The following is a 13,160-nucleotide window of genomic DNA, read 5'->3' as shown; positions in this document are numbered from 1 at the left end:
TCATCCCTTCACTCCCATAGACGTGCAGAACGCAGCCGCCGCAGGCCCCGTCGTCGCGGCAAAGACGACGCGGTCACCCGCACCGGCATTGAACAGCACGTAGATATCCGGTGTTTCCGCCCCGCAATTGGCATAGGCCTTTTGCGGTCCCGGAAAATTCAATTCCTGCAACCCGTTCGAGCGCAAGGCAGCATCCGCTGCAATCCATCCCGTCGTCACAAATGTCGGCCATTGCGGCGATGCCGGGCCGGTGCCGGAGCAGGCCCATGTCCCCGGCGTGGTCGACGTGCCGCGCGTATAGTCAAAGCTCAGCGCAAAATCGAAATTGCCGCCCGATCCCGGCGGGTAGACGATGGTGCGGCCAATGCTGCTCTCGTCTTCGTCCCTGTCCATGACCGGCGCCTGAAACGCATAGTCGCCCTCGGGCTGTGCCGCGACATAGCGCGCGCATTCGGCAATCCCGGCATCAAAGGCGCTCTGGTCCTGCGCCCAAAGCGCGGCGGGACAGATCAGCAAGACCGCCCAAAGCCCCCTCATTTCGCCGCCACTCCCATCAGGTCCGCCGTGTGATCCCGCAGCGGCTGATAGCTCACCCGCAGCCGCGTCAGCCCCTCGAATGTCAGGTTCCAGTTCAATGTGACCTCGGTCACCCGCCCATCCCGGCGCGGTGCAGCCAGAAACGCCGCCGCATAGGCCCGGTCCATGGTCACACGGGACACAGGCTCAAATCCTGTCGTCGACACAAAGCGCGCGCCCGCCCCATCCCGCCACGACTGATAGGCTGGCAACACATCGGAGTAGGCCAACCCATGGGTGATCACCTCACAGGCCGGCTCGTCATACATGAACACGACAAGCGTGCCGGGAACATCCGTCTCCTGATAGCCCAGCACATAGGAATTCAACGTGCTCTCAAAATAGCGCCGGAAGGTGCGCGGCACCGGCAGGATATCGCGCGGCGACAGGCTCGCCGGATCCTCCAGATAGGGTAGGCATTGCGTCTTGATCATCGCGCACAGCCCCGCCAGACCGCCCTCGCAAATCGCCGGTTCCTCTGCCGCCACAGGCCCGGCCCACAGGGCCGCACAGATCGCGAACGCCCTAGCTCTCAAGGTCTGTCTCCAACACCCGGTACGTGGCACCGCCATTCCAAACAAATGCTTCTACATGCACTTGCGGCTCGATCCACTCCACGCTCGCCAACACACCATCCACCGATGCGTAAAGCCGCCGCGCGGTGACATCCGTCACCCAATTGACAAAGGACGGATCAAGGGCCGCACCCCCCTTTTCAGAGACCTCGCAAGACCGCAGCCCGTCCTCCGGCGCCGCATCCAGTACAAGCAGGCGGCCTGCCCCATCCAGATAGCCACGCTGCCATGGCAGCGACGACAGCTGTTCCAGCCCATCCACCACCGGCTCAGCCTGATGCTCAAATGGATCAAGACAGCGCGCTTCGAACATCTCCCACGCGGCACCCGCCTGCACAGACCCGGCGCCCAAAAAGCATATCAGCGGTGCACAGGCTGTGCACAGCAGGTGTACGCCTCGTGACCGCCGTTTTTCAGTCATGTGACACCCCAAGATAGGCGTCGATCACATCCTGGTTGCTGCGCACCTCGTCCGGCGTGCCGTCGCCGATCTTTTTGCCATAATCCATCACGACCACCCGGTCGCTCAGGTCCATGACCACGCCCATATCGTGTTCGATCAGCGCAATCGTGGTGCCGAACTCGTCATTCACGTCGAGAATAAAGCGGCTCATGTCCTCTTTTTCCTCAACATTCATCCCGGCCATAGGCTCATCCAGCAAAAGCAGCGACGGCTCCGCTGCCAAAGCCCGCGCCAACTCCACCCGCTTTTTCAAACCATAAGGCAGGCGCGACACCGGCGTTTTGCGGATCGCTTGAATTTCAAGGAAATCAATAATCTTTTCAGCGACTTCCCGGTTCGCCGTCTCTTCGTCCTCGGCTTTGCCCTTCCAAAGGGCCTGCGCCAGCATTCCCGTTTTCATATGGGTGAGCCGACCGGTCATCACATTGTCCAGAACGCTCATCCCCTCAAACAAGGCGATGTTCTGGAAAGTCCGTGCAATCCCCTGCCGCGCCACTTCAAATGGCTTCATCGGCGGGCGCGGTGCCCCTTTGTAGTACACCTGCCCCTCCTGAGGGACGTAAAACCCCGAAATCACGTTCAGCATCGAGGACTTGCCCGCACCGTTCGGGCCGATAATCGCACGAATTTCGCCTTCGCGAATGTCGAACGAGATGTCCTTGATCGCCTCAACCCCCCCAAACCGCAGGGTAATATTGCGCATTTCCATGACAACGGGGCCAATTTGACGACCGTCCGCCGTGACATATCCGTCGGTCTGATCAAGCATGGGCAAACTCCATCGCCCGCCGCCTTGGGGGCATGTTAACCATTTTATGGGCAGAGTGGCGGCACACCGGATTGGAGGTCCCAAGATGTTTGACGCACTGGAACGCCGCTACCTGTTGCAACTTGCCTTTGACTGCCGCCGCAAGGGGCTGAACGCCGCTGACACCCGCAGGATCATGCGCCATAGCATTGGCGCGTTCACCGGTGACAACAGGCTCACCTGCGCTGTGCGCCACGTCTTCGATACCGATTGACCCGCGCCGCGTCTCTGTCCACCAAAAATCCCCCCCGGAGGGCCGGTAGGCCACCCGCGCCGCACGCGATATCATCATGCACCATGGGATGGTGGGTGGGGCGATGCCCATCGGGCGAGCGTCACGCATCATCACTCCGCCGCCATCTTCTGTGTTGCGGACGTCACAGAGGCTGACCGCACCTCAAGCGTTGCCGAAATCGACCCCTTACGCCCATCTTCATAGGTCACCTCTGTGGTTGTCGAAATTTCGGATGACCCATCATACAGGGCTGCGATAATGTCGGCGTATTTCTCTTCGATGATCCGCCGCCGCACCTTCCGGGTGCGCGTCAGTTCCCCATCATCCGCATCCAGTTCCTTGTGCAGTACCACAAACCGGTGCACCTGACAGCCCGACAACATTTCGTCTTCGGCAACTGACCGGTTCACCTCTTCCACGTGGCCCTGAATTGTCTCCAGCACCTGCGGGTGCTGCGCCAGTTCCTGATAGGACCCGTAGCCGATGTTGTTCCGCTCGGCCCAGTTTCCCACCGCCGTGAGATCGATATTGATAAATGCCGTGCACTCATCCTTGCCGTTGCCAAAGACCACGGCCTCCAGAATGTTCGGATAGAACTTCAGCTTGTTCTCGACATATTTCGGCGCAAAGAGCGCGCCCGACGCCATTTGCCCTACATCCTTGGCCCGGTCGATGATCCGCAGGTGCCCGCTGTCCTTTTCGATAAACCCGGCATCCCCTGTGGCGACCCAGCCATCCGCATCCTTGGTGCCTGCGGTGCTTTCGGGGTTTTTGTAATACTCCACAAACACGCCCGGTGAGCGATAGAAGACCTCGCCATTCTCGGCGATCTTCAACTCCACACCCGGTGAGGCCACGCCAACCGTATCCGACCGCACTTCGCCATCCGGCTGCGCGGTGATGAACACCGTGGCCTCGGTCTGACCATAAAGCTGTTTCAGATTGATCCCCAAAGACCGATAGAAATCAAAGATTTCAGGTCCAATCGCCTCACCCGCCGTATAGCCCACGCGCACGTTGCTGAACCCAAGGGTGTTCTTCAAAGGCCCGTAGATCATCAACTCGCCCAAACGGTACTTCAGGCGATCCATCGCGCTCACCGGCAGTCCGTCAAGGATCGCTGGTCCGACCTTTCGCGCATGGTCCATGAACCGATGGAACAGCCATTGCTTGAACCGCCCGGCATCCTCCATGCGGATCATCACCTGCGTCAACTGCATCTCGAACACACGTGGCGGGGCAAAGTAATAAGTTGGCCCGATCTCGCGCAGGTCCACGTGCATCGTGTCCGCGCTTTCCGGGCAATTGGTGCAGAACCCGGTCCACAACGCCTGTCCCACGGAAAAGATGAAATCGCCGACCCACGCCATCGGCAGATACGCCAGAATCTCGTCACTCCGGCGCAAATCGTCAAACTCAGATGACGATTTCGACGTCTCGATCACGTTGCGGTTTGACAGCACAACGCCCTTGGGTTTGCCCGTCGTCCCGGATGTATACAGCATCACGCAGGTGCTGTCGTAGTCCAGCGCGGCGATGCGCTCTTTTATCGTTCCCATCAGTTCGTCGCGCTTGGCGCGGCCGGCGTCCTGCACATGGCTGTACTGGTGCAGTTTGGAATGGTCGTACTTCCGCAGCCCGCGCGGATCGAGGTAGATCATCTGCTCGAACTCGGGCAATTGCGCCTGCACCTCGATGACCTTGTCGACCTGCTCTTGGTCGCCCACGACCACGAACCGTGCGCCGCAATGATCCAGCACGTAAGCCATCTCTTCGGCCACCGCGTCCTGATAGAGCGGCACAGGAATCGCGCCGCACATCTCTGCGGCGATCATCGACCAGTAGAGGTAGGGCCGGTTCCGTCCGATGATGGCCACGTGGTCGCCCGGCGCCAGCCCAAGGTCCAGCATACCCAGCGCCAGCGCTTCGGTTTCCTCAAGCGTCTCGGACCATGTCCAGCTCTGCCAGATGCCAAACTCTTTTTCACGATAGGCAGGCGCGCTGCCAAATTGCGACGCATTGCGCAAAAGCAGCGCCGGGATGGATGTCATGCCCGTCTGATTGGCCATTTCGGCAGTCACGTAATGTCCTCCCTGGTTGCCGGTCTCCGGCTTGTTTTGACGGGCTACGCGAATCCCGCACCTGAAACGTCGCGGGAACGTCTAGACCTGTCAAATCTTTCTGAATACATTCTCAAATGCAACGAATTGTTTCAGGTTTCGATCATGTCGCAAATCCAGTCCCCGGACATTCTGCACCGGTCGCGCGACACATCCGTTCTGCTGCGGTCGGGCCTGAACATGATCCAGCAGGCCCTGTCGATCTACAGCGATGACCTCAGGCTGATCGTGGCCAACCAACGCTTCCGCGCGATGTTTGGCCTGCCACCGCACCTATGCGAGCCCGGCGCCCCGTTTTCCGACACGATCCGCTATCTGGTTCAGACGGGGGAATACGGCGACGTGAATGACCCCGAAGGCTTTATTCAGGCCCGCGTGCAACAGGCCCTGACGTTCGAGCAGCATTACGTCGAACGCAAACGCTCGAACGGACGCTGGATTTCCGTCGAAGGGGGGCCGCTGCGCCAAGGCGGTTGGGTCACGGTCTATACCGACATCACCGACATCAAACGGCAGGAAGAGATGCTGCGGTCGCATTCCGACGAATTATCGGGCCGCCTTTTGGACCGATCCGAAGAACTGGCCCGCGCGAACCGTGCGCTGGAGGCGACAATCAGCCGCCTGCACGAAACCCAGCAACACCTTGAGGCGGCAGAGGCGCGCGTCCGGCTCGCCGCGGAAACGACACCCGCACACATTGCGCGGCTCGATCAACAGGAACGTTATACCTATTCGAACCAGCGCTTGCCGCTGCACCCCTATAACGGCGCAGACGACATCGTCGGGCACACGGCACAATCCGTTCTGGGGCCGCAGATCTACAGCGAAATAACACCCGCACTCCGGTCGGCCTACGATGGCCACCCAAAAGTCGTTGAGTTCACCGTCGCCCAGGATGGCCGGCATATCCGCGCGGCCTTTACGCCTGACACCAATTCCGCAGGCGTGGTGACCGGCGTTTACGTTCTGTCAATGGACATCACCCTGTCGCAAAGCGGCGACGTGAGGCAAAGCCGTACGGCACAGTTTGGCGCGTGGACCGCGCAGTTTGACCGGCTGGATTTGAGCGGAAATGGTGATCCCGTTGCCCTGACGGTTGCCGAAGCAGCCCTATTGCGCGCCTTTCTGACCGCCGCCAACCGGCTGATCACACGCGAAGAGATCTTTGCCGCACCCGGGCTCAGCCCCTGTTCAGACCGCGCGCTGGATGTGCGCATCTCACGGTTGCGACAAAAGCTCGGGGACGACCCCAAGGCGCCCAAGCATATCCGCACCGTTTACGGCGCGGGTTATATCTTTGTCGGGGATGTCACCTGGACCGAATAACCGCTACTCTGCCGCCATCGCTGTCGCAGCCTCGACCCGCACGGCCGAGAACTTGAACTCCGGGATTTTGCCATAGGGGTCCACCGCCGGATTGGTCAGGATATTCGCGGCCGCCTCCACATAGGCAAAGGGCAGGAACACCATGTCCGGGGCCACCGCACGATCCTCGCGCGCCATGATCTCAATCGAGCCGCGCTTGGTCGTCAGGCGGACCATGCCGCCCGCCTCGATCCCCAGTTTGCGCAAGGTGGACGGGTGCAGCGAACAGTTCGCCTCCGGCTCCACCGCGTCCAGCACTTTGGACCGCCGGGTCATCGACCCCGTGTGCCAGTGTTCCAGCTGCCGCCCCGTGGTCAGGATCATCGGATAGTCGGCATCCGGCACGTCGTCCGGCGCAATCACCGCAGCCGGGGTAAAGCGCGCGCGCCCGTCCGGCCGCGGGAACCCATCGCCAAACACGATCGGTTGACCGGGATCCTCGGGCGACAGCGACGGGTAGGTCACGGCATTCTCGTCTTCGAGCCGCGCCCACGTGATGTTGTCGAGCGACGCCATGTTCTGCTTCATCTCGGCAAACACATCCGCGGGGCTGTCATAGGACCAGTCCAGACCGCACCGTTTGGCCAGTTCCACCTCGATCCACCAATCCTCCCGCGCTTGGCCGGGCGGGGAAACGGCAGGCCGCCCCATTTGCACCTGCCGGTTGGTGTTGGTCACAGTCCCCGATTTTTCGGCAAAGGCGGAGGCGGGCAGGATCACGTCGGCATAGTTCGCCGTTTCCGTCAGAAAGATGTCCTGCACCACGAGATGATCCAGTTTGGCCAGCGCATCGCGGGCGTGCTCCACATCCGGGTCCGACATGGCCGGGTTTTCGCCCAACACATACATCGCCTTGATATCGCCGTCATGGACTGCATCCATGATCTCGGTCACGGTCAGGCCCTTCTCATTCGAGAAATCCCCAGACCCCCAGACAGAGGTAAAGGCCGAGCGCACGCCGTCATCCGTTACCGTCTGATAGTCCGGCAGGAACATCGGGATCAGCCCGGCATCAGACGCCCCCTGCACGTTGTTTTGCCCGCGCAGCGGGTGCAGCCCGGCACCGGGCCGCCCCACATGGCCCGTCATCAGCGCCAGAGAGATCAGGCACCGTGAATTGTCCGTGCCGTGGATATGCTGCGACACGCCCATCCCCCAAAAGATCATGCCCGCCTGCGCACCCGCAAAAGTACGCGCCACGTCACGCAACACATCAGCCTCGATCCCGCAAATCTCGGCCATCTTGTCCGGTGGGAAATTGGCCAGATGCGCCTTTTCGGCGTCCCAGTTTTCGGTATAGGCCTCGATATATTGCTGGTCGAAGAGACCTTCTTCGACAATCACATGCATGATCGCGTTCAGCATCGACACGTCCGCACCGGGGCGGAATTGCAGCATGTGCGATGCAAACCGCTTGAGCGCTTGCCCCCGTGGGTCCATCACGATCAGCTTGCCGCCGCGTTTGGTGAACTGCTTGAAATAGGTGGCGGCGACGGGGTGGTTTTCGATCGGGTTCGCCCCGATCACAATCGCCACATCCGCATTCTCGATCTCGTTGAATGTCGCGGTGACCGCCCCCGAGCCCACGTTCTCCATCAGCGCCGCAACCGACGATGCATGGCACAGCCGCGTGCAGTGGTCGACGTTGTTGTGGCCAAAGCCCTGACGGATGAATTTCTGGAAGAGGTACGCCTCTTCGTTCGTGCATTTGGCCGAACCAAAGCCTGCAACCTCACGCCCGCGCCCTTTCAGACCGTTCGCCGCAAAGTCCAGCGCTTCGTCCCATGTGGCCTCGCGGAACACTTCGCCCCAATTCCCCGGGTCGACGTTCAACCCTTTGGCGGGCGCATCGTCGCGCCGGATCAGCGGCTTGGTCAGGCGGTGATCGTGGTGGATATAGTCGAACCCGAACCGCCCCTTGACGCAGAGCCGTCCTTCGTTGGCCGGGCCGTTGATCCCTTCGACGAACTTGACCTTGTTGTCCTTGACCTTCAGCGACACCTGACAGCCCACGCCGCAGAACGGACAGATGCTTTCGACCTCGCGGTCATAGTCCTTGCTGTCGCCCACCTGCGCGTCGTCCACGACCGTAGCGGGCATCAACGCCCCTGTCGGACAGGCCTGAACGCACTCGCCACAGGCCACGCATGTCGACGCTCCCATGGGGTCTGCGAAATCGAACGTCGGATAGGCGTCGTGCCCCCGGCCCGACATCCCGATCACGTCGTTCACCTGCACCTCACGGCAGGCCCGTACACACAACCCGCACTGGATGCAGGCATCAAGGTTCACTGACATCCCCACATGGCTGTCATCCAGCAGCGGGATGCGCTCGGCTTCCAGTTTGGGCAATCGGCTTTCAGAGACGCCATTGGCCTCGGCCATGTCCCAGAGATGCGCGGACTTGTCATGCGCCACGTCACGTTCGGGCTGGTCCGCCAGCAGCATCTCGACCACCATCTTGCGCGCGCCTTCGGCGCGGGCCGAGTTTGTCGTCACCACCATACCCTCGGCAGGTTCGCGGATGCACGATGCCGCCAGCGTGCGCTCACCTTCGATCTCCACCATGCAGGCCCGGCAGTTGCCGTCGGGACGATATCCGGGGGCTGGCTTGTGGCACAGATGCGGGATCACAAGGCCCCGACCATTGGCCACCTCCCAGATGGTCATGCCTGCCTCCGCCTGCACGTCTTCCCCATCCAGCGTGAATGTCACCTTATCGGTCATCGCACCCGTCTCCCTGATCTGGCCCCCGTTCTAGCGCGCCCCGCGCCACAAACAGACTCCCATTCCCGACACCAAAGCCCTGTTTCGCGGCGCGCCCGTTTCCGAAATGCGCCACCATGCGCCAATCCGCGTCCCCCGTCTCTGTCCCAAAAAAATCCCCGCCGGAGGCTCCCGTCCTTTCCACATGCGCCCCCCTGACCTAGAACAGCACCAAAGCAGCAGCAGGCACCCCATGTCCCACATCACCCTCATCCGCCACGGTCAGGCCAACACGCACGCAACGGACGAGGCGAGCTATGACCGGCTCAGCCCACTGGGCCGCCAGCAGTCCGCATGGCTGGGGGACCATATGCGTGCAACACACCAGACCCACACCCGGCTTTATACCGGCACGCTCAAACGGCACCGCCAGACAGCCGAGGCGATGAACACCGGCCTCAACGCCACCGAAGACGCGCGGCTCAATGAGCTTGAGTATTTCACCATGGCCCAAGCGCTGGAGGCCGAACACGGGATCAGCGCCCCCGAAGATCCCAGCCAGTTCGTCCACCATTTCCCCAAGGTCCTGTCGCACTGGCAGGACGACAAACTCGAAGGCGTGCCGGAACGGTTTTCGGCCTTCGAAAGCCGCATAAGCGAAGCGTTGACCGAAATCGGTGAAGGGTCGGGGCCTGCGCTGGTCGTAACCTCCGGCGGGCTGATCGCGATGACCATGCGTTTGCATCTGGGTCTCGACGTCAGTGCTATGGCAAATGTTGCGCTGGCGATTTTCAACACCTCCATGCACCGGCTGCATCCCATCGGTGGCACGTGGTCGCCGGTTCTCTTCAACGCGATCCCGCATCTTGAGGCACCCGATCGCCACCACGCCCACACCCACGTTTGAGGTCCCCATGAAACTTTTTGCCGCCCCCGGCACCATCTCGGTCGCCGTTGCCATCGCCCTCGAAGAAGCGGGCGTGGATTACGATCTGCACATGGTCGATTTTGCCAGCGGCGCACAGCAAAGTGACGACTACCGCGCCATCAACCCCAAAGGCCGCGTGCCCGCTCTGATCCTCGACGACGGCACCGTCCTGACCGAAACCGGTGCAATCCTCGACTTTGTCGCGGCCCATGACCCGCGCCTGATGCCCGCCGATCCGGTGCACGCCGCTCAGGCGCGCAGCGTCATGTACTACCTCGCCTCGACCATGCATGTGAACCACGCCCACAAGATGCGTGGCCACCGCTGGGCGGACCAGCAGGCCAGCCGCGACGACATGGCCGCCAAGGTGCCGCAAACGATGACCGAAAGCGCCACTTTCGTCGAAGAAAACTGCATCGCCGCGCCTTTTGTGCTGGGCGCGCATCTGTCGATTGCCGATTGCTACCTCTACGTGGTTTGCACGTGGCTGCCCGGTGACGGCGTTGACCTCGCACCGTTCCCCCGCATCCGGGGCTTCATGGACACAATGAGCGCGCGCCACAGCATCGACGTGATGCGGGCAAAGGGGCTGCTGAGATGACTCATCTCTGGGTGCGCGCCGAACAGCGCGACAACGAAACCCGCGTGGGTCTGACGCCCGAAGGCACGGCCAAGCTGATCGCCGCAGGTCTGACAGTGACAGTCGAGGACAGCACCAGCCGCTGCGTCCCCACCGACCGCTACCGCGCCGCCGGTGCACAGATCGTGACCGAGGGGGCATGGCCCGATGCGCCGCGCGACGCCATCGTCTTTGGCCTCAAGGAACTGCCAGATGACGGCACGCCCCTGCCCCACCGCCACATCATGTTTGGCCACGCCTTCAAGGGCCAGCCCGCAGGTCAGGCTCTGCTGCGCCGGTTTCAGGCGGGCGGCGGTACACTCTATGATCTGGAATATCTCGTGGATGCGGACGGGCGACGGGTTGCGGCCTTTGGCTACTGGGCTGGCTATGCAGGTGCTGCGGTTGCGCTCAAATGCTGGGCCGCGCAACAAAGCGGTGCTTTGGCCGGTGCCGTCGGCAGTTACCCCAGTGCCAACCATCTGCTGGCGGACCTTCAATCCGATCTCGTGGCCACAGGCACGCACCGGCCCACCGCGCTCATCATCGGCGCGCTCGGGCGGGTGGGCACGGGCGCTGCAGACCTTTGCACCGCGATGGGCGTGCCCACGACCCGCTGGGATGTGGAAGAGACGGCCCATGGCGGCCCTTTCCCGGAGGTGCTGGCCCATGACATCTTTTTCAACTGCATCCTTGCGCGGCCCGGCACGCCCGTTTTTGTACCAGCCTCAGCCCCGCATGATGCGCGCAGGCTCAGCGTCATCGGCGATATCGCCTGTGATCCCGACAGCGACTTTTCCCCGATCAAGGTCTACGATCAAACAACCACGTGGGACGCGCCCGCCCTGCGCGTGCATGATAGGCCGCCGTTGGATGTCACAGCGATCGACAACCTGCCATCCATGCTGCCCGTCGAAAGCGCCGAGGACTATGCCGGGCAATTGCTGCCCAGCCTGTTGCGCTTGCCAGACCTGAACGCCGGTGTCTGGGCGCGCGCCAAGGTGCAATTCGATCAGGCGTGCAGAACCCTGTAGCGGTCCGTCAGGCAAAGTTGATCAAACCGCCTTCGTTCTCGCCCAGTTGCTCGCCCAAGGCTTCCATTCCGGCCTCAAGATGGTCGGTGAAATGCGGCGTGCCAAGAATGTAATCCGCACATGGCGTCGTCGCCTCTGCCGCAGCGGTGTCCAGCGCCACTTGCCACTCTGCGGCCTCGAATGCGCCGCGTCCGACCCACATGACGGCGACCAAAGCCGCTTGTTCGTCGATGCCCAATCGGTCGATGACGCCGCGCAACTCGCCTTCGGCGCGGTCCAGTTCGCGACCCATCAGCACGATCTGCGCCACAAGGTCCCTGTTCAATTCGGTGTCCATAACGAATCCTCCTGAGCCAGAGGATGCGCCGCACAGCGCGCGCCGTCTTTGATCCCGCTCAAATGCGGTTGCGCAGGCTCAGCGCCCAAAGATGCGGTAATAAAGCCAGTCCGGCAGGAACTGCCCCACCCGGAAGAACAGCGAAAACACCGTCGGAAAACTTTTCTTAAAATTGTCGGTCAACATTAGTTCGAACATCTCGCGCGCAGCCGCGTCAGGTTCCATCAAAAACGGCATATCAAATGCGTTCTTGTCGGTCAGCTGCGTCTTGATGAAACCGGGATTGGCGACCTGCACCCGGATGCCGGTGTTGCGCAAATCCGCGTACATGCATTCGGCCAGCGACATGGTTGCGGCCTTGGACGCGGTGTAACCGATAGACCCCGGCAGCCCCCGGAACCCGCTCAGTGATGAGGTGATGACCACGTGGCCTGCATCCTTTTCCACGAATTGCGGCATCACCCGCCCCAGCACGCGCATGAAGCCGGTGAAGTTGATATTCGCCATGGCGACACCCTGTTCGCAGTTCCATTCCTTGGCTGAAAAGGGCCAGTACACACCGGCCAGCAACACGATGCCGTCAATGTCGCCGACCGCCTCTGCCGCGGCCTCGACACTGGCGTCATCCGCTATGTCGACAGTCTGAACCGTCGCCTTGCCGGGCAATTCGTCGACGAGCTCTTGCAGCTTGTCCTCGCTGCGCGACGACACGATCACCTCGATGCCCGCGCGGCTCATGTGATGTGCCAGAGCCCGGCCCAGCCCGTCGCCTGCGCCAACCAACCAATACCGCTTACCTGTCAGATCAATTGCACTCATGCTGCTTCTTTCAAATCCTGTTCCGCTGGTCGCATCGTCGCCACCAATTCCGCCACTTTGATCCCGAACTTTCGGAACTGCGACCGGTTCACAATGGTTCCATTGGGCGCGAGATACATCCAGTCGACCGTGTCCAGCACGTGGCCCCCGGCGCTGTCGGGCAATTGATAGCGGTACTTCAGTTGCACCGCACTGCCCATTTGCTGCCCCGACCCTTCGCCCACTACGTCGCTGGCCAGCGCCCTGATCCGACCGTCATTGCCGAGCGTCAGGTTCCAGCAGCGTTCCTGCACCGACCCGTCATCGTAAGTGAACACTTCGTTCATGGTGCCGACATTGCCTTCCCAATGGCAATCAAACTCCCCGACAAAGCGAGAGGAGACGCGGCCCATGGGACCATAGATCACGCCTTCGCAGATGATCGGCCCGCTCAGATGTGTGCGCAGGTCGAACTGTGACGAGTCACCGGTGTAATCTTCGGGCCGCTGCGCCAGAAAATCGGCATAGCGTGAGCGGGACCAAAACAGCGCAGCCATGGTGAGCGCGCCAAGCAAGGCAAAGAAAAGAGCATCCAT

General features: G+C 61.6%; 14 protein-coding genes. 5 read left to right on the top strand and 9 right to left on the bottom strand.

The genetic code is table 11. The features are described from left to right. Genes Q1A85_RS21010 through Q1A85_RS20995 form a run of 4 tightly spaced genes read right to left on the bottom strand, consistent with a single transcriptional unit; the run spans position 1 to position 2,383 of the window. A complete protein-coding gene (locus tag Q1A85_RS21010; RefSeq protein ID WP_299694394.1) occupies positions 1–537 on the bottom strand; it encodes a hypothetical protein in 537 nt (178 codons plus the stop codon). After that, on the bottom strand, positions 534–1,112 hold the full coding sequence (locus tag Q1A85_RS21005; protein WP_299694391.1) for a hypothetical protein: 579 nt from the start codon (positions 1,110–1,112) through the stop codon (positions 534–536). The genes Q1A85_RS21010 and Q1A85_RS21005 overlap by 4 nt, the downstream gene beginning before the upstream one ends. Beyond that, positions 1,102–1,572 (bottom strand): hypothetical protein, encoded by a 471-nt coding sequence (locus tag Q1A85_RS21000; RefSeq protein WP_299694388.1) that lies wholly within the window; start codon positions 1,570–1,572, stop codon positions 1,102–1,104. Before Q1A85_RS21000 ends, Q1A85_RS21005 begins: the two co-directional genes overlap by 11 nt. Then, positions 1,565–2,383 carry an ABC transporter ATP-binding protein gene (locus Q1A85_RS20995; RefSeq protein WP_299694385.1) on the bottom strand — a complete coding sequence of 273 codons (819 nt, stop codon included), beginning with the start codon at positions 2,381–2,383 and terminating at the stop codon, positions 1,565–1,567. Before Q1A85_RS20995 ends, Q1A85_RS21000 begins: the two co-directional genes overlap by 8 nt. 85 nt (positions 2,384–2,468) lie before the next feature. On the opposite strand from Q1A85_RS20995, the gene Q1A85_RS20990 reads away from it, so the two are divergent. After that, positions 2,469–2,636 carry a hypothetical protein gene (locus tag Q1A85_RS20990; RefSeq protein WP_299694382.1) on the top strand — a complete coding sequence of 56 codons (168 nt, stop codon included), beginning with the start codon at positions 2,469–2,471 and terminating at the stop codon, positions 2,634–2,636. A gap of 131 nt (positions 2,637–2,767) precedes the next feature. Here the strand turns inward: Q1A85_RS20990 and Q1A85_RS20985 are convergent, their stop codons facing one another. Beyond that, positions 2,768–4,726, bottom strand: a complete 1,959-nt coding sequence (locus Q1A85_RS20985) for an AMP-binding protein (protein ID WP_299694509.1) — start codon at positions 4,724–4,726, stop codon at positions 2,768–2,770. A gap of 156 nt (positions 4,727–4,882) precedes the next feature. Between Q1A85_RS20985 and Q1A85_RS20980 the strand changes: the two genes are divergently transcribed. Beyond that, on the top strand, positions 4,883–6,103 hold the full coding sequence (locus tag Q1A85_RS20980; protein ID WP_299694380.1) for a PAS-domain containing protein: 1,221 nt from the start codon (positions 4,883–4,885) through the stop codon (positions 6,101–6,103). 3 nt (positions 6,104–6,106) lie between these two features. Here the strand turns inward: Q1A85_RS20980 and fdhF are convergent, their stop codons facing one another. Then, entirely contained in the window at positions 6,107–8,869 is a 2,763-nt protein-coding gene (fdhF, locus tag Q1A85_RS20975; protein WP_299694377.1) for a formate dehydrogenase subunit alpha, read from the bottom strand. Between the two features lie 232 nt (positions 8,870–9,101). On the opposite strand from fdhF, the gene Q1A85_RS20970 reads away from it, so the two are divergent. Genes Q1A85_RS20970 through Q1A85_RS20960 form a run of 3 tightly spaced genes read left to right on the top strand, consistent with a single transcriptional unit; the run spans position 9,102 to position 11,429 of the window. Then, a complete protein-coding gene (locus Q1A85_RS20970) occupies positions 9,102–9,755 on the top strand; it encodes a histidine phosphatase family protein (protein ID WP_299694374.1) in 654 nt (217 codons plus the stop codon). Positions 9,756–9,762: 7 nt separating this feature from the next. Beyond that, on the top strand, positions 9,763–10,377 hold the full coding sequence (locus Q1A85_RS20965; RefSeq protein ID WP_299694371.1) for a glutathione S-transferase family protein: 615 nt from the start codon (positions 9,763–9,765) through the stop codon (positions 10,375–10,377). Further along, complete coding sequence (locus Q1A85_RS20960; RefSeq protein ID WP_299694369.1) at positions 10,374–11,429, top strand: saccharopine dehydrogenase; 1,056 nt, start codon at positions 10,374–10,376, stop codon at positions 11,427–11,429. The genes Q1A85_RS20965 and Q1A85_RS20960 overlap by 4 nt, the downstream gene beginning before the upstream one ends. Positions 11,430–11,436: 7 nt before the next feature. On the opposite strand, the gene Q1A85_RS20955 is transcribed toward Q1A85_RS20960, so the two are convergent. The 3 genes from Q1A85_RS20955 to Q1A85_RS20945 form a co-directional block, all read right to left on the bottom strand. Next, positions 11,437–11,766, bottom strand: coding sequence for a DUF3775 domain-containing protein (locus tag Q1A85_RS20955; protein WP_299694366.1), 330 nt, complete (start codon positions 11,764–11,766; stop codon positions 11,437–11,439). Positions 11,767–11,844: 78 nt separating this feature from the next. After that, positions 11,845–12,585 (bottom strand): SDR family NAD(P)-dependent oxidoreductase, encoded by a 741-nt coding sequence (locus Q1A85_RS20950; protein ID WP_299694363.1) that lies wholly within the window; start codon positions 12,583–12,585, stop codon positions 11,845–11,847. Continuing rightward, on the bottom strand, positions 12,582–13,160 hold the full coding sequence (locus Q1A85_RS20945) for a DUF3833 family protein (protein ID WP_299694360.1): 579 nt from the start codon (positions 13,158–13,160) through the stop codon (positions 12,582–12,584). The genes Q1A85_RS20950 and Q1A85_RS20945 overlap by 4 nt, the downstream gene beginning before the upstream one ends.

The organism is uncultured Tateyamaria sp., assembly GCF_947503385.1.
Lineage (GTDB): Bacteria > Pseudomonadota > Alphaproteobacteria > Rhodobacterales > Rhodobacteraceae > Tateyamaria.
The sequence above is the reverse complement of the archived record's forward strand: the minus strand, read 5'-3'. Positions and strand labels throughout refer to the sequence as shown.